This is a genomic window from Mesorhizobium sp. WSM4312 (assembly GCF_002294875.1).
Classification (GTDB): domain Bacteria; phylum Pseudomonadota; class Alphaproteobacteria; order Rhizobiales; family Rhizobiaceae; genus Mesorhizobium.
Window position 1 is genome coordinate 25,555 of record NZ_NSFU01000033.1, and the last position, 25,433, is coordinate 50,987.

Genomic DNA, 25,433 nt, shown 5'->3' on the forward strand with positions numbered 1-25,433 from the left:
ACAGATGACCGTGAAACTCTCGTCTTCAAACCTCTCCAGCCTGCCCGGCAATGTTGCCGTTCCGAAATACGACCACTCGAAGCTCAAGGCTGGCATCGTGCATTTCGGCGTCGGCAATTTCCATCGCTCGCACCAGGCGGTCTATCTCGACGATCTGTTCAATTCAGGTGTCGGCCATGACTGGGCGCTGGTCGGCGCCGGCGTGTTCGAGGGCGAGAAGATCGGGCGCGGCAAGCTCGAAGAGCAGGACTGGCTGACCACGGTGGTCGAGCAGGATGAGGGCCATATGAGCGCCCGCGTTACCGGCGCCATGATCGACTTCCTGATGCCCGGCGATGCGGCCCGCATCATCGAACGGCTGGCCGACCCGGCGATCAAGATCGTTTCGCTGACCATCACCGAAGGCGGCTATTTCATCGACCCGGCGTCGGGCGTCTTCAACCCGGCCCATCCGGACATCGTCGCCGACGCGCAGCCGGGCGCGACGCCGAAAACCGTGTTCGGCATCATCCTGGCCGGACTGCTGCGCCGGCGCGACGAGGGCACCGTGCCGTTTACGGTGATGTCCTGCGACAACATCCCCCATAATGGCCATGTCACCTCGGACGGCGTCATCGGCCTGGCGCGGCTGATCGACGAGGATCTGGCCAGTTGGGTGAGCAGCAACGTCGCCTTTCCAAACGGCATGGTGGACCGCATCACGCCGGCCACCACCGACCGGGAGCGCGGCATACTGGCCAAGGATTTCGGCGTCGAGGACGCCTGGCCGGTGTTCTGCGAGCCGTTCCGGCAATGGGTGCTGGAAGACCGCTTCACCGATGGCCGTCCGCCGCTGGAAAAGGTCGGCGTGCAGTTCGTCAAAGACGTCGCCCCCTACGAATTGATGAAGATCCGCATCCTCAATGGCGGCCATGCCACGATCGCCTATCCGGCCGGGTTGATGGATATCCATTTCGTCCATGAGGCGATGCAGGAGCCGCTGGTGCGCGGCTTTCTCGACAAGCTCGAGCATGACGAGATCATCCCGACCGTGCCGCCGGTGCCGGACACAGTGCTGGAGGACTACTACCAACTCATCGAGAAGCGCTTCTCCAACCCCAAGATCGGCGACACCATCCGCCGGCTCTGCCTCGACGGCTCCAACCGTCAGCCGAAATTCATCATCCCGACCATTGCCGACCGCTTGAAGGCCGGAAGAGGCGTCGCCGGCCTGGCGCTGGAATCGGCGCTGTGGTGCCGCTACTGCTTCGGCACGTCAGACAGCGGCGCCGTCATCGAACCCAACGACCCGAGCTGGGACCGGCTGCAGGCGACGGCAAAGGCGGCAAAGGAGGCGCCCGCCGCCTGGCTCGCCATGGAGGACATCTATGGCGATGTCGGCCGCGCCAAGGCATTCGTCGAGGCCTTCGGCCATGCGCTCAACGTGCTGTGGGCGAATGGCGCGCGCGCCACGCTGACCCGCTACATCGCCGGCGAGCTCTGAGAGCCATCAGCCATCATGACGCCTGAACTGGTCATCTTCGACTGCGATGGCGTTCTGGTCGACAGCGAGGCGCTCTCCGTCTCGGCGCTGCTCGGCATGATCGAACGTGCCGGCGGCACTGTCAGCGAGGACGCTGCCTACGAGCACTTCCTCGGCAAGAGCATGAAAAGCGTGCGCGAGATCCTTGCCCGCGACTTCGGCCTGGAGATCAGCGATCAACATCTGACCGCCATGCGTGTCGACCTGATGCGAAAATTCCGCGAGGAGCTCAAGCCGATCCCCGGCGTCAGGGAGATGTTGCCGAAGCTCGGCCTGCCGTTCTGCGTCGCCTCTTCGGGCACGCTTGAGCGCATCCGCTATGCGCTCGACGTTACCGGTCTGCTCGGATTGATGGAGCCGCATCTGTTCAGCGCCGCCATGGTCGCCAAAGGAAAGCCGGCGCCCGACCTTTTCCTGCACGCCGCCGCCAGCATGCAGGCACATCCGCGCAAATGCCTCGTCATCGAGGACAGTCCGGCCGGCGTCGCGGCGGCGCGCGCGGCCGGCATGCGCGTCCTTGCCTTCACCGGCGGTGCGCATGCCGGCAACCCCGCTTTGAAAGCGCGGCTTGCGTCGAGTGAACCGGACTTTATATTCGCTGACATGCTGCAATTGCCCGATCTGATTGCAGGCCTGGGAGCGAGAGTTAGAGCATCTTGACGAAACAGTTTGTTTGCGCGGTCGATGTCGGCACCGGGAGCGCTCGCGCGGGCATTCTCGATGCCAGTGGTACCTTGCTTGGCCGCGCCGATCGGCCGATCGCCATGAACCAGCCGAAGCCCGATCATGCCGAGCATGATTCGCGCGATATCTGGTCGGCGGTCTGCGCCGCCGTGCGTGCCGCCCGCGAAAAGGCCGGCGTCGCCGCGCAAGATATCGTCGGCATCTCCTTCGACGCCACCTGCTCGCTGGTCGTGCGCGACCGGCAAGGCGATCAGCTCAGCGTTTCGACCACCGGCGAGAAGCGCTGGGACACCATCGTTTGGCTCGACCACCGCGCCATCGCCGAAGCCGATGAATGCACGGCGAGCAGCCACGAGGTGCTCAACTATATTGGCGGCGTCATGTCGCCGGAGATGGCGACGCCAAAGCTGATGTGGCTGAAGCGCAATCTGCCAGATACGTGGAATGAAGCCGGCTATCTATTCGACCTGGCCGATTTCCTGACCTGGCAGGCGACCGGCTCGCTCGCTCGTTCGCAATGCACGCTGACGGCGAAGTGGACCTACCTGGCGCATGAAGGCACCGCGTGGCAGCGCGATTTCTTCGAGATCGTCGGCCTCGACGACCTTTTTGAGCACGGCAATCTGCCGGAGCGGGCCAGTCCAGTCGGCGCCGACATTGGTCCGCTGACGGCGCAAGCGGCGGCGGAGCTCGGCCTGACGCAAAGCTGCCGGGTCGGCGCCGGGGTCATCGACGCCTATGCCGGCGCGCTTGGCGTGCTCGGCGGCTTTGCCGGCGACGAGCAGGATATCAGCCGGCATCTGGCACTGATCGCCGGCACGTCGAGCTGCGTCATGGCGATGTCGCCCGACCCGCAACCTTTCGCCGGCGTCTGGGGGCCCTATTACGGCGCGGCGCTGCCGAAGCTGTGGCTGTCGGAAGGCGGCCAGTCGGCCACGGGCGCGCTGCTCGACCACATCATCCGCTGGCACGGCGCCGGCGGCGAGCCGGACGCCGCCATGCATGCCAAGATCGCCAAACGGGTCGCCGAACTGCGCGCCGCCGAGGGCGAGAACCTCGCCGCACGCCTGCATGTGCTGCCGGATTTTCACGGCAACCGCTCGCCGCTCGCCGACCCGCATGCCGTTGGCGTCGTCAGCGGGCTGACGCTGGATTCGTCCTTCGACAGCCTGTGCAAGCTCTACTGGCGCACCGCCGTCGGCATCGCGCTCGGCGTGCGCCATGTGCTGGAGGCGCTGAACGAGAACGGCTATCTGATCGACACGCTGCATGTCACCGGCGGCCACACCAAGAACCCGCTGCTGATGGAGCTCTACGCCGACGCCACCGGCTGCACGGTGGTCGAGCCGCTGGCCGACGAGGCGGTGCTGCTCGGCACCGGCATGGTCGCCGCCACCGCCGCCGGGCTCTTCCCCGACCTCAATGCCGCCTGTCTTGCCATGCAGCAAGGCGGCAAGAGGCGTGCCGCCAACCCGGCCGCCGGCGCCCGCTTCGATCGCGACTACCGTATCTTCCTGGAGATGCACCGCCAGCGCCAGGCGCTCGACGCCATCCGGTAGGCCTTTGGCCTACTGCTTGCGCAGCGACGCGCCTGACGTGGCGTCGAACAAATGGATGGCCTCTTCCTCGAATGTGTAGCGGACAGGGGCATTCAGTGCCGGGCATTCACGTGCCGGGACCAGCGCGCTGATCTCCTTGCCGCCGGAGCCGAATGTCACCAGCGCATCATTGCCGTGGAATTCGATGAGATCGGCCGTGCCTTGCAATATGCCGGCGGCGCCGGCCGTCTTCAGGTCCGGCGGCCGGATGCCGAGCACGGCGCGGTCGCCATGCCGCAGATGGAAACCCCGGCCCTCGATAGAAAGAACCGTTCCGGCGCCGGTCAACGTCCAGCCATTGCCTGTGCGGCCGACCGTCACCTCGACGAAATTCATGTTCGGCGTGCCGATGAAGCCGGCCACGAACATGTTGGCGGGGCGCAGATAGATTTCCGCCGGCGGGCCGATCTGCTCGATGACACCCTCTTTCAGCAGCACGATGCGGTCGGCGAGCGTCATCGCCTCCAGCTGGTCGTGGGTGACGTAGACGGTGGTGGTCTTCAGCGACTGGTGCAGGCGCGCGATCTCGACGCGCATGTGGTTGCGCAATTTGGCGTCGAGATTGGAAAGCGGCTCGTCGAACAGGAACACCTTTGGCGTCTTGATCATCGCACGGGCAATGGCGACGCGCTGCTGCTGGCCGCCGGAAAGCTCGGCCGGCTTGCGGCCGAGGTAAGGGTCAAGCCCGAGCGTCCTCGACACCGCGTCAACCCGCTTGCGGATCTCGGCCGCCGGCACCTTCTGGCGCCGCAGCCCGAAGGCGATGTTGTCGAAGATCGTCATGTGCGGATAGAGCGCGTAGTTCTGGAACACCATGGCGATGCCGCGGTCGCCCGGATCGAGATCGTTGACCACCTTGCCACCGATCGAGACCTCGCCGCCGCTGATGTCCTCCAGCCCCGCCAGCATGCGCAGCAAGGTCGACTTGCCGCAGCCGGACGGGCCGAGGAACACGACGAATTCGTGCTCTTCAATGCTGAGGTTGAGATCGCGGATGACCGTGGTGGCGCCATAGGCCTTGTCGACATGGGAGCAAACGATCGCGGACATGATCAGCCCTTCTCGCCGGTGAGCAGGATCTGCAGCTTGACGTCGTCCGGATTGCCCTGGGCAGCGCGCTCGAATGCCTCGATGCTGTCGGCGAAATCATAGGTGCCGGTGATCAGCGGCTTGAGGTCGACCTTGCCGGAGGCGATCAGCTGCAAGGCGCGGTCGAAGATGTTGGCGTAGCGGAACACCGTCTCGATGCGCACCTCCTTCGAGATCGCCGCCGGCACGTTGAGGGCCACCGGTTCCACCGGCAGGCCGACCAGCACCACCGCGCCGCCCGGCCGCACGACATCGAACAGATCGGCGAAGGCCTTCGGGCTGCCGCTGGCCTCGAAAACGATATCGGCACCCCACTTGTCCGTCGCCGCCGCGACCGCCTCGGCCAGCGACTGCTCGCCGATATTGACCGGCACGATGCCGGCGTACTGCGCGGCGATCTTCAGCTTGGGCGCGGAAAAATCGGAGATCAGCACCTTCGAACAACCGCCGGCCAGGGCGGCAAGTGCGATCATGATGCCGATCGGGCCGCAGCCGACGACGACGGCGACATCGCCGGGGACGATGCGGGCTCGGCTTGCCGCCTGCATGCCGATGGCGAAGGGCTCGACCATGGCGCCCTCGGCGAAGGAGACATTGTCCGGCAGTTTGTAGGTGAAGGCGGCGGGGTGCACCGCATAGGGCGCCAGCACGCCATGCACCGGCGGCGTCGCCCAGAAACTGACGTCGGGGTCGACATTGTAGATGCCGAGCTTCGTCGCGCGCGACGACAGGTTCGGCACGCCCGGCTCCATGCAGACGCGGTCGCCGACCTTGAACGTCTCGACATTGGCGCCGGTCTCGACGACCGTCCCCGCGGCTTCGTGACCGAGCACCATCGGCGCGCGCACGACATAGCTGCCGATGGCGCCATGCGTGTAATAATGCACGTCGCTGCCGCAGACGCCGACCGTGTGTATGGCTATCTTGACGTCGTCAGGTCCGACATCGAGCGGCAGCGCGATCTCGCGCAGCGACAGTTCGCCTTTTTTCTCAAGCACCAGTGCCCGCATCGGGAAATCCTCACATTAAGTCTTTTTTTGCCGGAAAACGGAATTCAGGAAGCCGCTGAGCACGCCGAGGAACAGCAGCGGCGGCAGCGACAGGAGCATGACCGAGGCGTTGAGAATGCCCCATGGCACGTTCATGCCTTGCTGGGAGAGTTCGGACGCGACGATCGGCAAGGTCTTGGCGTTGGAGCTCGACAGCATCAGCGCGATCAGGAATTCGTTCCAGACCAGCACGAAGCTGAAAGCGACCGCCCCTGCCAAGGAGCGGGCGGCCACCGGCAGCGCGATGCGCCAGAACACCGAATAGGCGCCGTAGCCGTCGACGAAGGCGGCTTCCTCGATCTCCTTCGGCACGCTCTGGAAGGCCGGGATGGCGAGCCACATAATCACCGAGATGGTGAGCAGCGAATAGGTGATGATCAACGCCGGCAAAGTGTCGTAGAGGCCAACCTGCAGCCAGATCACCATCAGCGGGATGGCCACCGCCACCGGCGGCAGGAAGCGCAGCGACAGGACGAAGAACTGAATGTCGCCAGCCCAGCGGTTGGGATAGCGCGCCACCGCGTAAGCCGCCGGCAGACCGAGCACGACGCCGATCAGCACGGCCGACCCGCAGGCGACGACCGAGTGGTAGAGCCCGGTCAGCACGCTGTCTCGGCCGATGATATAGCCGATGTTGGCAAGCGTCGGCGTGAACACCAGGCGCGGCACGCGGGTGATGATGTCGACATTGTTCTTGAGCGCATTGAGCGCCGTCCACAGCAGCGGGAACACGGCCAGGAACCCAGCCAGCGCCAAAATGGCCTTGCCGATCAGTCTGCCGGGCCTCATGCCTGCACCCGCTTCCACAGCATGGTGAAGGTGATGACGGTGGCGATCATCATCAGCACGGCCATGGCCGAGGCGTATGAAACCTTGCCGGATTCGATGAAGCCTTGCGAGAAAGCGTACATGTCGAGCGTCTCGGTCGCAACGCCCGGACCGCCGCGGGTCATGACATAGATCAGGTCGAAGGAGCGCAGCGATTCGATCATCTTGACGAACATCAGGCTGATCAATGGCGCCTTCAGCATCGGCAAGGTGACATAGGCGTGGATCTGCCAGCGTCTGGCATGGTCGAGCCGCGCCGCCTCGATCGGCTGCGGCGGCAGGGTTTCGAGCAGTTTCAGCACGATGACGGCGAAGAACAGCCCCCATTGCCAGACATCGACCGACGCAACGGCGAACAAAGCCGTCGCCGGCTTGGACAACGGGTCGAAGATCAGCCCGCCGGTGACGAGCCTGTAGGGATAGGTGGCGATGCCGTAGAGCGGGTGATAGGCGAACTTCCAGACGAAGGCCGCCGAGACGCGCGGCAACAGAACCGGGATGATGAAGAGCAGGCAGTAGAAATTGCGCAGGCGTGGGCTGGCGACCTCGAACATCAGCACGCCGAGCCCGATCGCCACCACCATGGTGGCGACGACGGTGACGATCTCCCATTTCACCGACACCCAGACCGCGTTGAGGAAGCGGCGGTCGAGGAACAGGTCGACGAAGTTCGACAGCCAGACCCAGGAATAATCGGGCGTGCTCAGCTCACGGTTCTGCAAGGCGATGACGATGGCGTAGAGCGTCGGCACCATCGACAGCACCAGAAGGATGGCGATGGTCGGAACGACGAAAGTGACAGGGAGCGACGTGCGTCGGGCCATGGGCATCTATCCTCGCTTGCGTCTCGGTCGTGTCGGCATGATTTCCTCGTTGGGCAAAGTCCCCGCGGCGCGCAGGTCCTGGCATTGCGGACAATGCCGCGGACCGCGCGCCACGGGCGGGAGGATGCCCTACTTCTTCTTGGCCAGCTCGGTGGCATAGGCATCGAGCTCGTTGAGGCCGCCCTTGATGTCGGTGCGGGTGCCCGTCACCAGTTCCTCGAGAATGATGCCCCAGCGGTCGCCGAGATCGGGCCAGCGCGGATCCTGCCAGAAGTTGACCGCCGTGGCCTTGCCGGTTTCGGCCAGGGCCTGGCCGAGATCGGCGCCGTAGATGTCGGCGAACTCCTTGCTGGCCAGGATGCTGGTGCGGTTCAGCTCGCCGAATTGGTGGGCGTCGAGCCGGCGCTTCTCGTTTTCCTTCGATGTCGCCCAGGCGATGAACAGGCCGGCGCATTTCTTCGAGGCATCGTCGGCATTGGCCTTCGCCGCGATGGCGAGGCCATGGCCGTAGCCGCCGCCGGGCAGCGGCGAGGGCGGCGGCAGGAAGCCGATCTTGCCGACCACCTGCGAGGTCTTCGGATCGACCGCCATGCCCGACAGCGGCGTCGATTCGACGAGGATGGCGACCTGGCCCGACAGGAAGGCGCCGGTCGATTCATCCCAGCTGCCGGTCTGCGTGCCGGGTGCCGAATCCTTGAACAGCTTGAGGTAAGTCTCGGTCGCCTTGACGGCGGCGTCCGAATTGAAGACCGGCTTGTCGCCATCGAACCACTGGCCGCCATAGGCCTTGAAGAACGGCATCCAGCGCCAGACATTGGCGCCCGAGCCGCGTGCGCCGCGCAACGCGATGCCATACATGCCCTTGTCCGGGTTGGTGAGCTTCGGCACGTCGGCGATCAGTTCGTCCAGCGTCTTGGGCGGCTGGATGCCGGCGGCCTCGAGCACGTCCTTGCGGTAGACCATCAGGTCGCCGCCGCCGGTCAGCGGCGCGAACCAGACCTTGCCGTCATAGGTGGCGACCTTCTGACGGCCGGGGTCGAAGTCGGCATAGTCATAGTCAGCCGGGTAATAATCGGTCAGCGGCACGATCCATTTCGACGAGGCAAACAGCGCGACATTGGCTTCGTCGACATAGTAGACGTTGTAATTGCCGACGGTGGACGCATCGGCGCGTGATTTCGCCCGGCGGTCGTTCTCGTTGAGATAGTCGATCTGGAAGCCGGCGCCGGCAAGCTTCTCGAACTCGGCCTTGGAATCCTCCAGAAGCGTCAGGCCGTCGCGCGGCTGCGCCAGCACCTTGACCGGCGCCGAGCAGACCGGCGCCTGCGCCAGCGCGATGGTTGATACGGTAGCGGAAAGCATGAAAGCTGCGCCCAAGCCCGCAGCGAGCCGAATTGGTTTCATTGATTTTTCTCCTCCAGGAACATTCGCAGGAAGCGCAAGTCCTCGGGCTCCGCGATCCTCACCATCGCCCGAGCGACAAGCCACCCATCGCCAAAATGCGGAGTTCAACCGGGCCAAGCTAGAAGCCCCGTTGCAGCAAACCTGTACTTTTATGCATTGTGCAGCGCAAAATCCGGTACTCTGCAACGAAGTCCGTCACATGAGTATCGATCGCGTGAAAGCCGCTGATTTAGCCTGTGCTTATGCGCGCATCGTCAGGCGCTGGCGCGACAGCTTGCGATAGGAGGACGGCGTCATCTTGTGCCTGCGCAGGAAAGCGCGGTTGAAGTTGGAGATGTTCATGTAGCCGACCTGGAAACAGATGTCGGTGATCGCGACATCGGTGTCGGCCAGGAGCTTGCAGGCCTGCCAGAGCCGGAGCTTGGCGAGGTGGTCGCTGAAGGAGTTGCCGGTGTTCTTCTGGAAGAAGCGCGAGAATGTGCTCTCGCTCATTCCGGCGCGTTCGGCAACGTCGGGCAGCTTCAGATCCTCGGCGAAATGCTGGAACAGATAGGTCAGGGTGCGCTGGATGATGTCGAGCGAGGCGGCGTCGAGAACGGGCGAGAAATCCGGCGACGACAAGAGCTCGTATTCGTCGGTCCTGGCCAGAAGGTCGACCAGTTCGAGGAACAGGCAGAGGCGGGCGAGCCCATGCACGGTTCCCATCCGCTCCATCAGTTCGGCGCCTTCCAGTGCCGTGCGGCCGTGAAAGACCATGCCGCGCAGCGAGCGCTCGAGGAACGGCTCCAGTTCGCGCAGTTCCGGCAGCAGGCCCGCCGAGCCGCGCAGCCTCTGCGCATCGAATTGCAGGACGATGTCGCGGCCTTCGATCAGCTCGCCCGGCTGCACCGCCGTTACCCAGTCGTGCGGCAGGCCGCCGCCGACAATAGTCAGGTAGCCCGGCCCGAATTCGCCGATGTGATCGCCGACCAGGACCACGCCGGAGGATTTCCGCAGCAGGTGGATTTCGTATTCCGGATGGAAGTTCCAGACATTGCGTTCCCAGGGATAGTCATCCAGCCGCCACAGGAAACTGTCGCTCGCTTCGGTAACGATGTGCTCGAAGGCCGGCGCCGTGCGCGGAATCGCGGCCGTGTTCTTTCGCTGCCTGAACGCCATCCATTCCTCCCGGCGGGTTCGCCGGCTGCCGGTCTCCACGGCAATCCCTAACAGCCAGCGGCCGGCAAGGGAACGAGGCTGCGGCACCCCCTGGAATGGCGCTGGCTCAATCGGTGCCCGCTCCTCCTCCCTTGCCATCATGTCGCATTTCGTTCAATAGACGGCGCAAACGCCGCGAAACCGAAGGTTTTGCCGTTTGCAATGCGGCTTCCGGCCTTATGCCGATGCGCCGCAACCTTGAAAGAGCGGAACAATGTCTGCGATCGAAGCCGGCGCTCGCGCGCCGGAAAGTCTTTGGCGTCAGGAAATCAGGGCGACGCTGGCGCTCGCCTGGCCGATGGTGCTGACCAATCTCGGCCAGACCGCGATGACGGCCACCGACGTCATGATGATGGGCAGGCTCGGGCCGGACACGCTGGCCAGCGGCGCGCTCGGCGCCAACCTCTATTTCATGCCGCTGATCTTCGGCCTCGGCCTGATGCTGGCGACGTCGCCAATGATCGCCACCGAGCTTGGCCGCCGCCGCTATTCGGTGCGTGACCTGCGCCGCACCGTGCGCCAGGGCCTGTGGCTGGCGGTCCTGATCTCGATCCCGATCTGGCTCGTGCTCTGGCACGGCGAGGCGATCCTGCTGGCGATGGGCCAGGAACCCGCGCTGGCGCATCAGGCCGGCATCTATCTGCGCTGGCTGGAATGGGCGGTGCTACCTTTCTACGGCTATATCGTGCTGCGCTCGTTCATCTCGGCGCTGGAGCGGCCGGGCTGGGCGCTGATCATCGTTTTCGTCGCCGTCGCCTGCAACGCGCTGTTCAACTGGGTGTTCATGTTCGGCAATCTCGGTGTCCCGGCGATGGGCATTGCCGGCTCGGGCCTTGCCACATCGCTGTCCAGCACGCTGATGTTCATGGGCATGGCTCTCGTGGTGATGCTGGAGAAGAAGTTCCGGCGCTACCGCCTGTTCGGCCGCTTCTGGCGGTCCGACTGGCCGCGCTTCAAGGGCCTGCTGCGGCTCGGCCTGCCGATCGCCGGCATCCTCGCCTTCGAGGTGACGATCTTCAACGCGGCAGCCCTTTTGATGGGCCTGATCGACGCGGATTCGCTTGCCGCGCATGCCATTGCCATCCAGATCGCCTCGATCTCCTTCATGGTGCCGCTCGGTCTCAACCAGGCGGTGACGGTGCGCGTCGGGCTTGCGCATGGCGCCGGCAATCCGGAAGGCGTGTCGCGCGCCGGCTGGACCGCCTTCGTCATCGGCGTCTCGTTCATGGCGCTGATGGGGCTGGTGATGGTGCTGTGGCCGCATCTGCTGATCAGCGCCTTCATCGATCTCGCCAACCCGGCCAATGCCCGGGTGATCGCGCTTGCCGTGTCGTTCCTGGTGTTTGCCGCACTGTTCCAGGTCTTCGACGGCGCGCAGGCGGTCGCCGCCGGCATGCTGCGCGGCCTGCACGACACCAAGGTGCCGATGATCTACGCAGCGATCGGCTATTGGGGCGTCGGCCTGCCGCTCGGCGTGCTGCTCGCCTTCCATTTCGGCTTCCACGGCGTCGGCATCTGGATCGGCCTGTCATCGGGGCTGGCGGTGGTGGCAGCGCTGCTCCTGGCGCGCTGGCTGCGCCGCGACCGGATCGCACCGGCGCTGGCGTTCGGGCATTGAAAGCAGCAATCGCCGGCGGTCGCCATGTCCCGACATTGTGGCGGCCGCTCGGTTGCCTGTCGTTCTAAAATACCCCACCGATGCCAATTCCCCCGCTAATGTCGGGAGGTGGTGCGGCAGGCGCACGGCTGGCGCGGGGTTTCTTCGCTGACTGCGCCTTTGACCGGTTTCCTGAAGACGTGCTCTCGTCCGAAACCAGTTTCGTTCTGGCTGGATCCTTGTTTTTCTTGACGATGACGGGTTGCCTGCACACGCGCCCGGATTGCAGGAAGAGGTCGCTCAACAATTCGAATGTCGGGTCGGTCGACACCGCTGGCTGCTTGCGATTGCGATAGTAATCGGTCAACGCGCGTACCGAGCCGCTGCCCCAGTCGCCATCCACGTCGAGCCGATAGCAACCGAGCCGGCGCAACTCTGTTTGAACATTGCGCGCAAGGCTGTTGTCCTTGTCCACTTGTCCCTGTCCGTCCGGCGTGCCGACAATCAGGGTTTTCAGCCCCGACACGACATTCTGCCGGTCGTCGGCAATGTTACTGGGCGGCGACAGGCTGGCCACCTTTGTCCCGCTCGCGGAAGGCGAGGCCTCGACCTGCTGGCCGGAGATATCGACAGAGCGGAGCGTCTGGCCAACGATCAGGACCGCCGTCTGAAGGTCGTAAGAAGCCAGTTCCTGGACGAGCTTCTGCTTGGCAGCCGGATCCGAGAGAATTTGCGACAGGCTCGCGCTCAATTGCGCCGGATCAAGTGTCTGCTCCTCGGTGAAATAGAACTGCTCGCGCAGATTCGACTGATCCCAGGGCACCTGCCTTCCGACGGTCAGGGCCTCGGTTTCGTTGCGGACGCGAATCATCATGTCCGAAACGCTCAGTCCCGGAATCTCGATATTGTGCACAAGCGCGGTCGTGAACGGGCTGTTCTGTCCGCCACCGTCCACGGTTATGTTGCCCGGCTGGGTGGCGAACGCGATGAAACTGTTTTCGCCAATGTCGACCTGCGCCAAACCCGCGCTTTGTGCGCCGGCGGCAGCTACCGGGTTGTTGCGGCAGGCGTCGAGGAAAATAAAGGTCTGACGGTCGCGGCTGGCAAATTTGGTCATGATATCGTTGAGTTTGACTGAACTCGCCTGAAGCTTGTCGATACTTTCGGCATTGGCATCGGTCGGCACCAGATAGTTCTCGCCCTGAATCTGCACGCCGTGACCGGCGTAGAAGATCAGAACCGCATCCGCCTTCGACAGTTTGGCGGCCGCATCGGCAAACAGCTCGTCGAAACCGGCGTACGAAAGGTCCGTGCCTGTCACAACGTCGAAGTGGAGCCTCTTCAGCGTCTCCGATAAGACGATTGCGTCATTCGAGGCATTGGCAAGATGTGGAAGCCTGTCGTTGTGGTAGCTGGAGTTGCCGATGACGATCGCCAGTCGATTGTGATGCGGCGGCGCCGCGTTGCCTTCCACGGCCGCGCGGGCAGAGGACAGCATCATCAGCAGCAGCACGGCAAGGAGTGCAAAAGTGCTGCGTTGATAGGTCATATCGGCACCTCCTTCGCCCATAGGCGCCTCAATCCGCTGCGGACGCGATTTTTACATCAAGGATCGTTTCAAAGATAGGAAAAAGGGATTTACATGCGCCTGGTTCGATATCCGGGTAGCAACGGTGGAGGACAAAATGCCGGGCAAAATCAACCTTGCGCTGCCGGTTTACGGGGCAGCCTACAAGAGCATCTTCGTCCGCAGCCTGTTCGCAACCCTGACCCACAAAAGTCTGTCCGACTACGCGTTCAGCCTATCGGAAATTGAATATACCGACATTCCGTTTTCCCGAAACTACCTGCTGACGAACTTCTACTACAACAAGCCGGATTGCAGCCACATCCTGATGATCGACAGCGACATGGGCTTCTCGCCCGGACTCATCGGGGCGATGCTTGAGTTGAACAAGCCTGTGGTCGGCACATTATATCCTCGCCGCGTGATCGACCTTCAAAAACTCCACGCCCTCTCGGCGCTTCCCTTCGAAAAAGCCTATGCGCAAAGCCTGGAATTCCTTGGAACCGTCATCGAACCCCGGCAGGAAATGGGCGGCTTTGTCCGGGTGGAGTCATGTGGCACCGGCATTTTTTTGGTGTCCCGCGACTGCATAGGAGAGATGATCGAGAAACTGCCTGAAGCGATAAATCGGGGCCGCTACAGAAACAACAAATACACCGCCCGGTTCGAGAATTTCCTAACGCTGTTCTCGAAGATCGTGACGCCGGACGTCGACCTTCCCACCGATTTTTCCTTCTGTCATCGCTGGGTCAAGCAATGCGGTGGCGAGATATGGGCTTGTTATGACCGCAAGATCGCACATGCCGGAGACATGACCGTCTCGGCCGCTTACTCTGATCTCTAGAGCCTTTTTTACGCAATTCGGGCGTAAAGGCTAGGGCGAAGTCGCCGAGCCTAGCCCGTTACGCACTTTTCCTGGAATTGCTCTAGATATCATATTCCGGAGCGTTGACGCTCCAATAAAGTCGCTTCAAGTCTTGAGCAGTGGCCTCGCGGTAACAATAGCCCGACAATTGCCGAAGGCGCGGCGCCAACTCATTGCCGTAAATCAGCGCACCGCGTACAGTTACGCCGCTTACGCCGCTTACGCCGGGTCGCCGATGCGATTTTGACCGGCCTATTGTTACTGATGTCGATTTTCATCAGGCGGGGGTGAAATGCGCATATCAAACAGAGCTTGTCAGTTGGCCGGCGTTTCGCTGCTGGCGCTGACGGCGGCATTTGTCTTCGAGGTATCTGACGCGGCGGCCTGCACCGCGACCCCGGACAGCACCACGACAACAACCGGCTCAGGCGTTGCAACCGTAAACACGATAGACACGAAGTCGGTCACCGTCGAGTGCAGGACGACGGGAGACTCTCAGGACGTCGACGGCGTGTTCACGACCCGGTTCACCGGGTACACCGGACTGGACAACAGCTCGTCAACCGTCATCGTCCACGACTACGACGGCAACGGCGATGACGTCGTGAATATTTTCGGCGGCATCATAACCGACAGCGCGGATTCGACGCCGGTCGTCAGCGGTCTTCCGCCGATAACGACACCGGTAACACCCTCTCTTGAACCCACGATCGGAACCATCGAACTGCTCGGCGGAAACGACCGGTTCCTGATGTCTGACGGCGATTACCTGGGGGATCCGTTCGCACCCGACGTCCAGGCCAATCTCGACACCGGCGCAGGCGACGATTCGGTCACAATCGAGAGCGGCAGGATTCTCAACATCGAGCTTGGGGACGGGGCCGACACCGCAACCATCACCGGCGACGGTACGACGGTCGGCGATGTAGACGGTGGCGCGGGCCAGGACAGGATATCGGTTGGCGTCGCGATCACCGGCGGCACCGCCGTATTCAGCGCGCCAACCACCGGACTCATCTCAGGCGGCGATGGCAACGATACCGTCAGCATCGGCGGCGGCAATGTCGCAGGCGTGGACGGCGGCGCCGGAAACGACACCATCGAGGTCGACGGCGGCACCGTTGCCGGCAACGTGGACGGCGCCGACGGCAACGATACGGTCACGGTCACCGGCCTCGCTGCCATTGACGGCAATATATTCGGCAACGCCGGCAACGATACCGTCAATATCAATGGCGGCACCGTCGGGACGACCGCCGAGCCGGCCGATGTCGACCTCGCCGACGGTTCCGATATTTTCAATATGAGCGCGGGTCACGTCACCGGTTCGGTTTTGGGCGAAGGAGGCGGCAACACCTATGACGTCAGCGGCGGCACGATCGACGGTTCGATCTTTGCCGGTAGCCAGGCCGACAAGGTGACAATCTCCGGCACTGCCCATATCGGCGTGGATCCGGGCGACGACGGGACAGGAAGCGATTCGGTCGGTCTCGAAGGTGGCGACGACAACTTCACCATGACCGGCGGCACGCTCGCCGGCGGCGTCAGCGGCGGCGACGGCACCGATACGCTGGATATCAGCGGCGGCAGCATTGCCACCTACGTGAACGGCGGCGCCGGAAACGACGTCATATCCCTTACGAACGGCGCAATGGTGGGTGGCGATGTTTTGGGAGACGATAACGACGCTGAAGCCGGCAACGACACAGTCACGATCGACGGCGCCCGGGTCAACGGCTTCGTCTCCGTTCTCGCTGGAAACGATACGATCATCTTCAAGAGCGGCACGATCGGCACGGCTGCGGCGCCGAAGGGAATCGACCTGGGCGACGGCGCCGACATCGTCCAGATGAGCGGAGGCACGGTTAACGGCAATGTCGGCGGCGGCGCCGGAAACGATGCCGTCACAGTTTCCGGCGGCACCGTCAACGGCAATGTCACCGGCGATGGCGGCGACGGCGACAGCATCGCAATATCCGGCGGCACGATCAACGGCAACGTCGACGCCGAGACGGTCGGGCTGACCGGCGGCGCGGTCAATGGCGGCATCAATGGGCAGCACGTCGAACTGCATGGCGGCACGGTGACCGGCAATGTCAGTGGCATCGGCGCAGACACGCTGGTCATCGACAATATCGGCGCGATCGATCCCTTGAACCTCGCCAACGGCGTCACCTTCAGCGGCATCGGCGCCAATGCCCAAATCAGCGACGTCGACCTTGCCGCCGGCGGCAGCAAGACCGAGAATTTCGTTGGCTTCGACAATGTCGCGTTAAGCAACGCGACGCTCGCCTTCGCACCCGGCACGATGCAGCAGATCAACAATCTGCTGCTCGGCCCCGGCTCGACCCTTTATGCCCCCGGCAACATTACCTTGACCGGCGCGGTCACCGCCACGAACGCGACCATCAACATGATGAACGGCACGGCGGGTGATGTCCTCACATTGGGCGGCATCACGCTCAACAACTCGACAATCGCGTTGGATCTAAATCAACAGACGGGGCAGGCGGATCATCTGGTCGCCGCGGCATTCGCGGCAACCGGGGCAAACGTCGTCAACGTCAATCTGATCGGAGCGCCGAATTTCACCGGCCAGACCGACATTCCGATCATCGTGTCGACGGGCGCCCCCGTGACGGGCACCTTCACCATAACCGGCATCCCCGGAACACCCGGCGCCTTGTTCACCTATTCCGTACTGGAGGCGCCGGACGGCTCCCTGTTGATCCGGGCAACGCCCGCCGGTTTCGGCATCGCCACGGCGCCCGACAGCGCCGTCAACGCCAGTATCGTGGACGTTGCGGTGGACGCGCTCTACGGCATCAACAAGGATGCGCTGGACGCGGACCTGGCATTGGCCAACGGCTCTGCGAGAATCGCGATCTCGCCGTCCTTCGGCGTGTTCGCGTCGGGCCAATTCGCGCATACCGAGCATGATGGCTACGATGTTTCAGACGGCGGCTTCAGCGGCGTCGGCCCGACTTTCGGCGCCGACGATTTCTCGGCCGCCATCAGCCTGGATTTCAATGCGGCGAAGCATTTCGGCTTCGATACCAAATACGGGCTCAACCTCGGCCTTTTCGCCGGCTACGCCTCCACCGATGTCGGGCTCGATCCGTTCCAGGGCTTTGTCGACATTGGCGGCGGCAGGAACCGCAGCGGCATGTTCGGCGGCTATGCGCTGTTCCGCCAGGACTACAACTACGCGCTGGTGTCGGCGTCGGCGTTTATCGGCAACACGGATGTGAGTAACGGCGTGCTCGACACGACCGGCAGCTACGATACGCAAGGTTACGCCGTCACGGGGTCGGTCGGCCACATCTTCAGGCTCGGGGACCGCACACGGTTCGACCTTCGCGGTGGACTGCTCGGCGTCACCTTCAAGGGGGATTCGTATACGGACAGCGGCGGCAACGAATTTGGCCAGAGCAGGATTTCCTTCGGTGCCGTGCAGTTTGCGCCCGGCATCTATGGTGATTTCAAGCTGGAAAACGCCATGGTCTTCAGCCCCTACGCGCGGTTGGAACTGCAGCAACGGTTTGGGGCGAAGAACACCACGGAAATCGACACAAGAAAGGTAAACTTCGATGACGCCGACTTTTCGGCCGCGCTGTCGACCGGCTTCAACCTGAAGATGACGGAAGCCACGACACTGAACGGCGAAGTGCGGGGAAAGTGGTCCACCGACAGTTCAACGCTCGGCGCCAAGCTCGGCCTCAAAGTAGCGTTCTAGAGCAATTCCAGGAAAAGGGCGCAGCGGTCAGGCTCGGCGACTTCGCCGTAGCCTGCCGAGAGCGGCCAGGCGCCGGCCCCAATCGGCATGGCGCGGGCTGAACTCCGTGCCGTTCTTGCTGCTCCACAGGCCGCTGCAGCCATGCATGGCCACGACCGCCGGAAACGGCCCTTGCCCTTGCGGCTTGAACAGCATTGCGTCCAGCGTCGCCGGCACGTTCTTGCCGTCGGCCGCTATGCTGACGCGATCGGGTTCCTGGGAGGTTGCCGCGGCCGGCTGTGTCATCCAAAAGGCAAAGAGGCCCGCGGGAGCGACACGATATTTCGCCTGCATCGCCAGAGCCCCTCCCTCCCGAAGCCGTTGCGCTCACCTTGAAGCGCGGCACGGCCTACCGCAAATCAGGGTTGCGTGGTGAAGACAGGGAAACCGACCAGGCCAAAGCGCAAGATCGGTCGAGCGTGACACATCTGGTAGCGCCTATCTGGTGCTGCCACGGAGGGAGAGACGGTGAAGGCGTCCGTTGAAAACTATCATGCCCGGATGCAGCGAGTGCTGGACCACATAGACCAGCATCTGGACGGCGATCTGGGCCTGGAAGCGTTGAGCGGCGTCGCGGCGTTCTCGAAATTCCATTTCCACCGGCAATTCATGGCCACCTTCGGGCTGTCCGTGCATCGCTACGTCCAACTCGCCCGCATGAAGCGCGCTTCGCACAGGCTTGCGGCGAGCGATGCCCAAAGCGTCACCGATATAGCGATGGATGCCGGTTACGACGCACCGGATGCCTTCGCCCGCGCCTTTAGGCAACGGTTCGGACAGTCGCCTTCGTCGTTTCGGAAATCTCCCGACTGGGGGGCGTGGCTCATGGCCTTCGGGCCTTTCGACAAAGCAAGGAACACGCTCATGCAGATCATCTTTGACCACGACGACGTAACGATCCGCGATGTACCGCCCACACCGGTGGCGATCATGGAGCATCGCGGCGACCGGGCGACACTCCAGGACACCATCCAGCGGTTCATCGCCTGGCGCAAGGCAGCGGGCTTGTCGCCCGAGACAAGCCCGACCTTCAACGTCTTCCGTTCCGAAAGGGAGCCCGCGATCGCGGCCGACTACAGCATGGACATTTGTGTCGGGACCGATCGGCCGATCGATGAGAAAGACGGGCAGATGAAGGCCGGCGTGATCCCCGGCGGACGCTGCGCGGTGCTGCGCTACCCCGGCAACACCAACAATCTCGAACCCGCAGCACTCTACCTTTATCGTGAATGGCTTCCGGCCAGCGGCGAGGAAGTGCGGGACTTTCCGGTCTATTGCCAGCGCTGGCTGTCCCGCCTCGCGGAGGGCCCGCTGCACGAAGTGGTCGTCGAACTCTTCCTGCCTCTGAAATAGCGAGTGGGATAGCGGCTTGTCCCTGCTGATCGCGAGAAGCGGACAAGCCCGTTGTCCACTCCATCTCGGTTATTCCGCCTGGACCTAGCGGACCGCCGCGCGCTTTTCGAGCGAACGGGCATATTGCGTCAGCGGGAAGCATATGAGGAAGAAGATCAGCGCCACCAGCCCATAGACCTTGAACGGCTCGAAGGTGGCGTTGTTGATGGCGTTGGAGGTCCGCACCAGTTCCTCGAAGCCGATGATCGAGGTCAGCGCGGTCGACTTGATCAGCTGCACCAGGAAGCCGACCGTCGGCGCGCGGGTGATCGAGAATGCCTGCGGCAGGATGATCAGCCTGAGCTCCTGCAGATAGTGCATGCCGAGGCTGGCGCCGGCGTCCCACTGGCCGCGCGGCAAGGCATCGACGCCGGAGCGCCAGATCTCGGCGAGATAGGCGCTGGCGAAGAAGGTCAGGCCGAGCACCGCCGCGGTCCAGGGCTCGATGCGCAGGCCGAGCATCGGCAGACCGAAGAACATCAGGAACAGCTGCATCAACAGCGGCGTGCCCTGGAACAGGGCGATGTAGCCCGAGGCAAGGCGCCGCCTCCATTTATGCTTGGAGATCCGGAAGAACAGCACCGCCATGCCGACCAGCGCGCCGCCGACAAAAGCGGCCAGCGACAGCAGCACCGTCCAGCGTGTGGCCAACAGAAGGTTGCGCACGATGTCCCAGAAAGTGAACTCGATCATGATACGCCCGCTCCGAGCGCGCGGCGGCCGCCGGTGACCAGAAGCCGGCGCAAGGCCATCGACATTGCGAGGTAGACCAGCGTCACGACGAAATAGGTCTCGAAGGACCGGAAGGTGCGCGCCTGCAGCATGTCGGCCTCATAGGTCAGCTCGCGCACCGCGATCTGCGACACAACGGCCGATTCCAGCATCATGATGACAATCTGGCTGGTGAGCGCCGGATAAATGATCTTGAGGGCTTGCGGCAGCACGATCTTGATGAACACCTGGCGGGGCCTGAGCCCCAAAGCCAGGGCGGCTTCCGTCTGCCCGCCCGGCACGGCATCAAGCCCGGCGCCGACGATCTCGATCGTATAGGCCGCCATGTTGAGCGTCATCGCCAGCATGGCGGCCAGGATCGGGTCGAGCCTGATGCCGAGGCTGGGCAGGCCGAAGAAGATGAAGAACAGCTGCACCAGGAACGGCGTGTTGCGCATCACTTCGACATACCAGGCGATGGCGTGACGCAGCAGCGCGGGGCCGTTTCGCCGTCCGGCGGCGCCCAGGATGCTGAGCAGCGTCCCCGCCAGTGTGGTCACGGCGATCAGCAGGATCGTCGTGGCCGCGCCGTGCGCGATGTCGCCTAAAGCACCCGGGAGCCAGGCAAAGGCCACGGGGGCTCAATCCTTGAGGTTGTCGGGATTGAGCGGCGTCTTCAGCCAGGCTTTCGAGCTTTCGTCCAGCTTGCCGTCGGCCAGCATCTTGGCGATGGCGTCGTTGACCGCCTTCTTCAAGCCGTCCTCGTTCTTGTTGAGGCCGATATGCGAGGGCGAGGTCAGCAGCTGGAACTTCTGCTCCGGCTTCAGCGCATCCTGCTTGGCCAGCACCTGGGCGCCGACATCGTTGCCGACGACCATCAGCTGGGTCTGCCCGGAGATGAAGGCCTGGATGACCGAATTGTAGTTGTCGAAGCGCTTGATGTCGGCCGAGGCCGGCGCGGCCTCGGTCAGCGAGGTGTCCTCAAGCGTGCCGCGATTGACGGCGATCGACTTGTCGGCAAGGTCTTCCTTGCCTTTGACCGACATCGCCGCCGGGCCGATCACCGCGATGTAATAGGGCGCGTAGGCGGCGGCGAAGTCGATGACCTGCTCGCGCTCCTTCGAGTAGCCGACGCTCATCAGTATGTCGACGCGATGGTCGTTGAGATAGGGGATGCGGTTCTGGCCGGTGACGGCGACCGGGTTGAGCTTCACCTTGAGCGTGTCAGCGATGTATTGCGCGACGTCCATGTCGTAGCCCTTGAGGCTCATATCGGCGCTGGCCGAGGAGAAGGGTGGGAAGTCGGCGAAGACGCCGACATTGATGGTGCCGGCCTTGGTGATGTCAGCGAGAGCATCGGCATTGGCGGCCTGGGTGGCGATGCCGAGGCCGGCCCCGAGCACCAGGACGGCGGCAATGGATGATTTCAGTGTCGAGTGGATTGTCATTTTTATTCCCCTTCTGGAAGCTTTGATTGTTTGAGGCGGCTGCCGGCTCCAGCGCGGCGGCCGCCTTTCGTTTCAGGTGTCAGGTGCCCTTGCCCGTGATGGCCGGGCTGAACACCATCAGGCTCAGGATCTCGAACAGCACCTGGGCGCCGGCATGCGCGGTGTTGGTGGTGGCGTCATATTGCGGCGCCACCTCGACGACGTCGCCGCCGACGATGTTGAGACCCTTGAGACCGCGCAGCAGCTCGAGCACTTCGCGCGTCGTCAGCCCGCCGACTTCCGGCGTGCCGGTGCCGGGCGCGAAAGCCGGATCGACGCTGTCGATGTCGAAGGAGACATAGGTCGGCCCGTCGCCGACGATCTTGCGCGCCTTCTCGATGATGGCTGGGATGCCGAGACCGGTCACCTCCTCGGCGTGCACCACGGTCATCCCGGACTCATAGGTGAACTCCCACAGATATTCGGCCGAGCCGCGAATGCCGATCTGGATGGTGCGCGTCGGGTCCAGCACGCCGTCGAGCACCGCGTTGCGGAACGGCCCGCCATGGTGGAACTTGGTCATGTCGAACAGGCCGCTGGTGTCGCAATGGGCGTCGATGTGGATGAGGCCGACCGGGGCCTTCTTGCCGACGGCCTTCAGGATCGGGTGGCTGATCGAATGGTCGCCGCCAACAGACAGGGGAAGCACGCCGGCATCGACGATCTGGTTGGTGCGGCGCTCGATATCCTCATGGCTGGTCTCCAGCCGGTAGCGGCTGCGGAACGGCGTGTCGCCGATATCGGCGACGCGAAGCTCGTGCGTCGGCGCGCATTCCAGCACATGATTGTAGGGGCCGATGCGCTCGATGGCGCGCAGCGCCCTCGGCCCGAAGCGCGAGCCCGGCCGGTTGGTGACGCCCAGATCCATCGGCACGCCGATGATGGCCACCTGCAGGTCGCCGAAATCCGGGTTCTCTGCAGCGATTTCGCGATAGGGCGCGGCGAGGAAGGTCGGGATGCCGGAATAGGGTGCCAGTCTTGTGCCGCTCTTGGAGAAGATCTTGTCGGCGACCTTGCGGAATTTCGGGTCGAACATCTCGCCGCCATGGCTCTCGCCATATTTGCGGCGCAACGCGTCGAGCTTGCCGCGATCGTAACCCATATCCGCTCCTCCTGGGCTGATGCAGCGCGGCCGTCGGCGATCTCAAACGAACTGACCGTCATCCGGCCGGGGTCGCTGTCCCGCTGGCTGTCTGCAGATTTCACGTCTTGGTGTTATTTCGTGCCGAAGTGTCCGGCAGCCCGATTGAAAAAGCAATTGATATTGTTAGGGTGTTTTCTGTGAGAAAATCTCACAAAGAAGTCGGGCATCCATGGTCAAGCGCCTGCCACCCCTGAACCCGCTGCGCGCCTTCGAGGCAACCGCGCGCCATGGCTCGCTGACCAAGGCGGCGAGTGAGCTGAATGTCACGCATGGCGCCGTCAGCCACCAGATCAAGGCGCTGGAGCATTCGCTCGGCGTCAAGCTGTTCGAGCGCGTCGGCCAGCGCGTCAGGCTGACGCCGCATGGCGCGGAGCTGTTGCCGGCGGTATCGACGGCCTTCGACGGCATCGCCGCCGCCACGCAGCGGCTGACGCGGCCGGCCAGCAGCGGCGCGCTGTCGGTGTCCTGCGTGCCGGCATTGCTGCTTTTGTGGATGACGCCGAGGCTCGGCAGCTTCACCGCGCAATATCCCGACATACAGCTGACGCTGATCCCGTCCAACGACCCCAGGGATATCCGCGCGCCGCACATCGATGTCTGCGTGCACTATGGCGATGGCAGCTGGGCCGATTGCTGGATGCGCAAATGGTCGGGGCTGGAACTGTTTCCCGTGGTCAGCCCGACCTTGATCAACAACCGGCCGATCCGCAGCGTCAGGGACCTGGCCGACCATGTCTTCCTGCATGGCGATGACGGCCGCGAATGGCACACCTGGCTGGCGGCCGCCGATGCGCTGGACCTGGAGCGCGGCCGCCGCCATCATCTGGGCGATGCGCGCATGGCGACCGAGGCGGCGGTGCACGGCCATGGCGTGGCGCTCGGCGATTCGGTGACGGCAAGCGCGCTGCTGGCCAGGGGCATGCTGGTCGCGCCGTTCAGCCTTTCGGTGCCGGCGGTCGACGATTTCTACGTCGTCTGCCGCAACGAAATGCGCACGACGCCGATCGTGCAGGTGTTCATCGACTGGCTGTTCGCCGAAAAGGCCGGAGATGACGGCCGTGCCGACGCTCCGGTCGCCGGCCGTATCATCAGCCGCCGCAAGCGTCCGCAACTCAAGGTCATCGGCGCGAAGACGGCCGGCTGAGAGCGACTGCTCAAGGCCATGCGCAGGCCGTTCTTTTTGTCGGGCCAGCCTGAAAGCGGGCAGCGCTCTGGCCAATTCGATGCTATGAGGCCTGTCGCGATTGTGGATGGCAGGCAGCGAAGGCGGCAGCAAGCATGGCAAAGACCGATATTGCGCGGCGTGTCTATAACCACACCTGGAAGCTCGACCCGATCGTGCGCAGCCTGCTCGACACGGATTTCTACAAGCTTTTGATGCTGCAGATGATCTGGGGCATGTACCCCAAGGTCGACACCACCTTCTCGCTGATCAACCGCACCACTTCGGTGCGGCTGGCCGACGAGATCGATGAAGGCGAATTGCGCGAACAGCTCGACCATGCCCGCACCTTGCGCTTCTCCAAGAAAGAGATGATCTGGCTCGGCGGCAACAATTTCTATGGCCGCAAGCAGATCTTCGAACCGGAGTTCCTGGCCTGGCTGGAAGGCTTCAGGCTGCCGGACTACGAGCTGTCCAAACGCGACGGCCAGTACGAGCTCTCCTTCGGCGGCCCGTGGATGTACACCACGCTGTGGGAAATCCCGGCGCTGGCGATCATCAACGAGCTCCGTTCCCGCGCGGCCATGCGGGCCTTCGGCCCGTTTGCGCTCGATGTGCTCTATGCCCGCGCCAAGGCCAAGATGTGGGCCAAGACCGAGCGGCTGAAGGCGCTTCCCGGCATCCGCATTTCCGACTTCGGCACACGCCGGCGGCATTCCTTCCTGTGGCAGCGCTGGTGCGTCGAGGCGCTGAAGGAAGGCATTGGCGAGGCCTTCACCGGCACCTCCAACGTGCTTTTGGCCATGGACAACGACCTCGAAGCGCTCGGCACCAATGCGCACGAACTGCCGATGGTGTTTGCAGCCCTTGCCAATTCGGAAAAGGAGCTGAAACAGACCCCCTACAAGGTGCTGCAGGACTGGCAGCGCTACTATGGCGGCAACCTTTTGATCGTACTGCCCGACGCTTTCGGCACGGCCTCCTTCCTGCGCGACGCGCCGGACTGGGTGGCCGACTGGACCGGCTTTCGCCCCGACAGCGCGCCGCCGGTCGAGGGCGGCGAGAAAATCCTGTCCTGGTGGCGCGAGAAGGGCAAGGACCCGAAGCAGAAGCTGCTGATCTTCTCCGACGGGCTCGAGGTCGAAACCATCGAGGAGACCTACCGCCATTTCAGGGGCAAGGTGCGCATGTCGTTCGGCTGGGGCACCAATTTGACCAATGATTTCGAAGGCTGCGCGCCGACGGAAACCAACAGCCTCGACGCCATATCGCTGGTCTGCAAGGTAACGGAAGCCAATGGCAGGCCGGCGGTGAAGCTGTCCGACAACCCGGCCAAGGCGACGGGAGACGAGAAAGAAATTCAGCGGTATCTCAGGATTTTCGGCGAGAAGGACCGGGTGGAGCAACTGGTCAAGGTGTGAAGAGAGATCGGACTCATGGATAGTTCGAGTTCCTTCACGCCCCCCTCTGAGGGAGGCGCCGTAAGGTGCTTTCTTGCGAGAGTTGCGCTCCCATGCCTCTGTCTCTTATACACATCT

21 protein-coding genes are annotated in these 25,433 nt (G+C 63.4%); 9 read left to right on the forward strand and 12 right to left on the reverse strand.

Features of this window, described 5'->3' with window-relative positions:
- Positions 1-4: 4 nt before the first annotated feature.
- The 3 genes from CK228_RS32910 to CK228_RS32920 are packed head-to-tail and all read left to right on the forward strand — an operon-like array spanning position 5 to position 3,765.
- Entirely contained in the window at positions 5-1,483 is a 1,479-nt protein-coding gene (locus tag CK228_RS32910; protein ID WP_095790537.1) for a mannitol dehydrogenase family protein, read from the forward strand.
- A 15-nt stretch (positions 1,484-1,498) separates the two neighbouring features.
- Positions 1,499-2,182 carry an HAD-IA family hydrolase gene (locus CK228_RS32915; RefSeq protein ID WP_095790538.1) on the forward strand — a complete coding sequence of 228 codons (684 nt, stop codon included), beginning with the start codon at positions 1,499-1,501 and terminating at the stop codon, positions 2,180-2,182.
- The gene (locus tag CK228_RS32920; RefSeq protein WP_095790539.1) at positions 2,179-3,765 is read left to right on the forward strand and encodes an FGGY-family carbohydrate kinase; all 1,587 of its coding nucleotides are present in this window, start codon (positions 2,179-2,181) and stop codon (positions 3,763-3,765) included. Before CK228_RS32915 ends, CK228_RS32920 begins: the two co-directional genes overlap by 4 nt.
- Before the next feature lie 9 nt (positions 3,766-3,774).
- Here CK228_RS32920 and ugpC read toward each other — a convergent pair whose 3' ends face one another.
- The 6 genes from ugpC to CK228_RS32950 all read right to left on the reverse strand — a co-directional run bounded on the left by ugpC (position 3,775) and on the right by CK228_RS32950 (position 10,156).
- A complete protein-coding gene (gene ugpC / locus CK228_RS32925; protein ID WP_095773431.1) occupies positions 3,775-4,854 on the reverse strand; it encodes a sn-glycerol-3-phosphate ABC transporter ATP-binding protein UgpC in 1,080 nt (359 codons plus the stop codon).
- A 2-nt stretch (positions 4,855-4,856) separates the two neighbouring features.
- Positions 4,857-5,903 (reverse strand): NAD(P)-dependent alcohol dehydrogenase, encoded by a 1,047-nt coding sequence (locus CK228_RS32930; protein WP_095790540.1) that lies wholly within the window; start codon positions 5,901-5,903, stop codon positions 4,857-4,859.
- A 15-nt stretch (positions 5,904-5,918) separates the two neighbouring features.
- Positions 5,919-6,731: a carbohydrate ABC transporter permease gene (locus tag CK228_RS32935; RefSeq protein WP_095790541.1), complete on the reverse strand. Its 813-nt coding sequence runs from the start codon at positions 6,729-6,731 to the stop codon at positions 5,919-5,921.
- Positions 6,728-7,594, reverse strand: coding sequence for a sugar ABC transporter permease (locus CK228_RS32940; RefSeq protein WP_095790551.1), 867 nt, complete (start codon positions 7,592-7,594; stop codon positions 6,728-6,730). The genes CK228_RS32935 and CK228_RS32940 overlap by 4 nt, the downstream gene beginning before the upstream one ends.
- A gap of 129 nt (positions 7,595-7,723) precedes the next feature.
- Positions 7,724-8,956, reverse strand: coding sequence for an extracellular solute-binding protein (locus CK228_RS32945; RefSeq protein WP_245318139.1), 1,233 nt, complete (start codon positions 8,954-8,956; stop codon positions 7,724-7,726).
- 282 nt (positions 8,957-9,238) lie between these two features.
- Positions 9,239-10,156 carry an AraC family transcriptional regulator gene (locus tag CK228_RS32950; protein ID WP_095790542.1) on the reverse strand — a complete coding sequence of 306 codons (918 nt, stop codon included), beginning with the start codon at positions 10,154-10,156 and terminating at the stop codon, positions 9,239-9,241.
- Between the two features lie 253 nt (positions 10,157-10,409).
- Between CK228_RS32950 and CK228_RS32955 the strand changes: the two genes are divergently transcribed.
- Entirely contained in the window at positions 10,410-11,813 is a 1,404-nt protein-coding gene (locus tag CK228_RS32955; protein ID WP_095790543.1) for an MATE family efflux transporter, read from the forward strand.
- Positions 11,814-11,877: 64 nt separating this feature from the next.
- On the opposite strand, the gene CK228_RS32960 is transcribed toward CK228_RS32955, so the two are convergent.
- Positions 11,878-13,341: a caspase family protein gene (locus CK228_RS32960; protein WP_095790552.1), complete on the reverse strand. Its 1,464-nt coding sequence runs from the start codon at positions 13,339-13,341 to the stop codon at positions 11,878-11,880.
- A 136-nt stretch (positions 13,342-13,477) separates the two neighbouring features.
- Between CK228_RS32960 and CK228_RS32965 the strand changes: the two genes are divergently transcribed.
- Together CK228_RS32965 and CK228_RS32970 are read left to right on the forward strand one after the other, a co-directional pair.
- Entirely contained in the window at positions 13,478-14,203 is a 726-nt protein-coding gene (locus CK228_RS32965) for a hypothetical protein (protein WP_095790544.1), read from the forward strand.
- Between the two features lie 340 nt (positions 14,204-14,543).
- A complete protein-coding gene (locus CK228_RS32970) occupies positions 14,544-17,960 on the forward strand; it encodes an autotransporter (RefSeq protein ID WP_179296120.1) in 3,417 nt (1,138 codons plus the stop codon).
- Positions 17,961-17,987: 27 nt separating this feature from the next.
- Here the strand turns inward: CK228_RS32970 and CK228_RS32975 are convergent, their stop codons facing one another.
- Positions 17,988-18,293 carry a hypothetical protein gene (locus CK228_RS32975; RefSeq protein ID WP_245438169.1) on the reverse strand — a complete coding sequence of 102 codons (306 nt, stop codon included), beginning with the start codon at positions 18,291-18,293 and terminating at the stop codon, positions 17,988-17,990.
- Positions 18,294-18,467: 174 nt separating this feature from the next.
- On the opposite strand from CK228_RS32975, the gene CK228_RS32980 reads away from it, so the two are divergent.
- Positions 18,468-19,352 carry an AraC family transcriptional regulator gene (locus CK228_RS32980; protein WP_095773218.1) on the forward strand — a complete coding sequence of 295 codons (885 nt, stop codon included), beginning with the start codon at positions 18,468-18,470 and terminating at the stop codon, positions 19,350-19,352.
- A gap of 84 nt (positions 19,353-19,436) precedes the next feature.
- Here CK228_RS32980 and CK228_RS32985 read toward each other — a convergent pair whose 3' ends face one another.
- From CK228_RS32985 to speB, 4 genes are all read right to left on the reverse strand, one after another.
- Positions 19,437-20,084 carry an amino acid ABC transporter permease gene (locus tag CK228_RS32985; protein WP_095790546.1) on the reverse strand — a complete coding sequence of 216 codons (648 nt, stop codon included), beginning with the start codon at positions 20,082-20,084 and terminating at the stop codon, positions 19,437-19,439.
- Positions 20,081-20,737 (reverse strand): amino acid ABC transporter permease, encoded by a 657-nt coding sequence (locus tag CK228_RS32990; protein ID WP_095773220.1) that lies wholly within the window; start codon positions 20,735-20,737, stop codon positions 20,081-20,083. Before CK228_RS32990 ends, CK228_RS32985 begins: the two co-directional genes overlap by 4 nt.
- Before the next feature lie 6 nt (positions 20,738-20,743).
- The gene (locus CK228_RS32995) at positions 20,744-21,550 is read right to left on the reverse strand and encodes a transporter substrate-binding domain-containing protein (protein WP_095773221.1); all 807 of its coding nucleotides are present in this window, start codon (positions 21,548-21,550) and stop codon (positions 20,744-20,746) included.
- 79 nt (positions 21,551-21,629) lie between these two features.
- Entirely contained in the window at positions 21,630-22,691 is a 1,062-nt protein-coding gene (gene speB / locus CK228_RS33000) for an agmatinase (protein ID WP_095773222.1), read from the reverse strand.
- A 211-nt stretch (positions 22,692-22,902) separates the two neighbouring features.
- Here speB and gcvA point away from each other — a divergent pair, with 211 nt between their 5' ends.
- Together gcvA and pncB are read left to right on the forward strand one after the other, a co-directional pair.
- Positions 22,903-23,877, forward strand: a complete 975-nt coding sequence (gene gcvA, locus CK228_RS33005) for a transcriptional regulator GcvA (RefSeq protein WP_095790547.1) — start codon at positions 22,903-22,905, stop codon at positions 23,875-23,877.
- A gap of 134 nt (positions 23,878-24,011) precedes the next feature.
- The gene (pncB, locus tag CK228_RS33010) at positions 24,012-25,316 is read left to right on the forward strand and encodes a nicotinate phosphoribosyltransferase (RefSeq protein WP_095790548.1); all 1,305 of its coding nucleotides are present in this window, start codon (positions 24,012-24,014) and stop codon (positions 25,314-25,316) included.
- Positions 25,317-25,433: the final 117 nt, after the last annotated feature.

Coding starts and splice junctions, on each gene's coding strand:
- speB (WP_095773222.1), bottom strand. CDS start 22,691: ATGGGTTACGATCGCGGCAAGCTCGACGCGTTGCGCCGCAAATATGGC.
- CK228_RS32975 (WP_245438169.1), bottom strand. CDS start 18,293: ATGCAGGCGAAATATCGTGTCGCTCCCGCGGGCCTCTTTGCCTTTTGG.
- CK228_RS32960 (WP_095790552.1), bottom strand. CDS start 13,341: ATGACCTATCAACGCAGCACTTTTGCACTCCTTGCCGTGCTGCTGCTG.
- CK228_RS32915 (WP_095790538.1), top strand. CDS start 1,499: ATGACGCCTGAACTGGTCATCTTCGACTGCGATGGCGTTCTGGTCGAC.
- CK228_RS32940 (WP_095790551.1), bottom strand. CDS start 7,594: ATGGCCCGACGCACGTCGCTCCCTGTCACTTTCGTCGTTCCGACCATC.
- gcvA (WP_095790547.1), top strand. CDS start 22,903: ATGGTCAAGCGCCTGCCACCCCTGAACCCGCTGCGCGCCTTCGAGGCA.
- CK228_RS32910 (WP_095790537.1), top strand. CDS start 5: ATGACCGTGAAACTCTCGTCTTCAAACCTCTCCAGCCTGCCCGGCAAT.
- pncB (WP_095790548.1), top strand. CDS start 24,012: ATGGCAAAGACCGATATTGCGCGGCGTGTCTATAACCACACCTGGAAG.
- CK228_RS32935 (WP_095790541.1), bottom strand. CDS start 6,731: ATGAGGCCCGGCAGACTGATCGGCAAGGCCATTTTGGCGCTGGCTGGG.
- CK228_RS32995 (WP_095773221.1), bottom strand. CDS start 21,550: ATGACAATCCACTCGACACTGAAATCATCCATTGCCGCCGTCCTGGTG.
- CK228_RS32955 (WP_095790543.1), top strand. CDS start 10,410: ATGTCTGCGATCGAAGCCGGCGCTCGCGCGCCGGAAAGTCTTTGGCGT.
- ugpC (WP_095773431.1), bottom strand. CDS start 4,854: ATGTCCGCGATCGTTTGCTCCCATGTCGACAAGGCCTATGGCGCCACC.
- CK228_RS32985 (WP_095790546.1), bottom strand. CDS start 20,084: ATGATCGAGTTCACTTTCTGGGACATCGTGCGCAACCTTCTGTTGGCC.
- CK228_RS32965 (WP_095790544.1), top strand. CDS start 13,478: ATGCCGGGCAAAATCAACCTTGCGCTGCCGGTTTACGGGGCAGCCTAC.
- CK228_RS32930 (WP_095790540.1), bottom strand. CDS start 5,903: ATGCGGGCACTGGTGCTTGAGAAAAAAGGCGAACTGTCGCTGCGCGAG.
- CK228_RS32945 (WP_245318139.1), bottom strand. CDS start 8,956: ATGCTTTCCGCTACCGTATCAACCATCGCGCTGGCGCAGGCGCCGGTC.
- CK228_RS32950 (WP_095790542.1), bottom strand. CDS start 10,156: ATGGCGTTCAGGCAGCGAAAGAACACGGCCGCGATTCCGCGCACGGCG.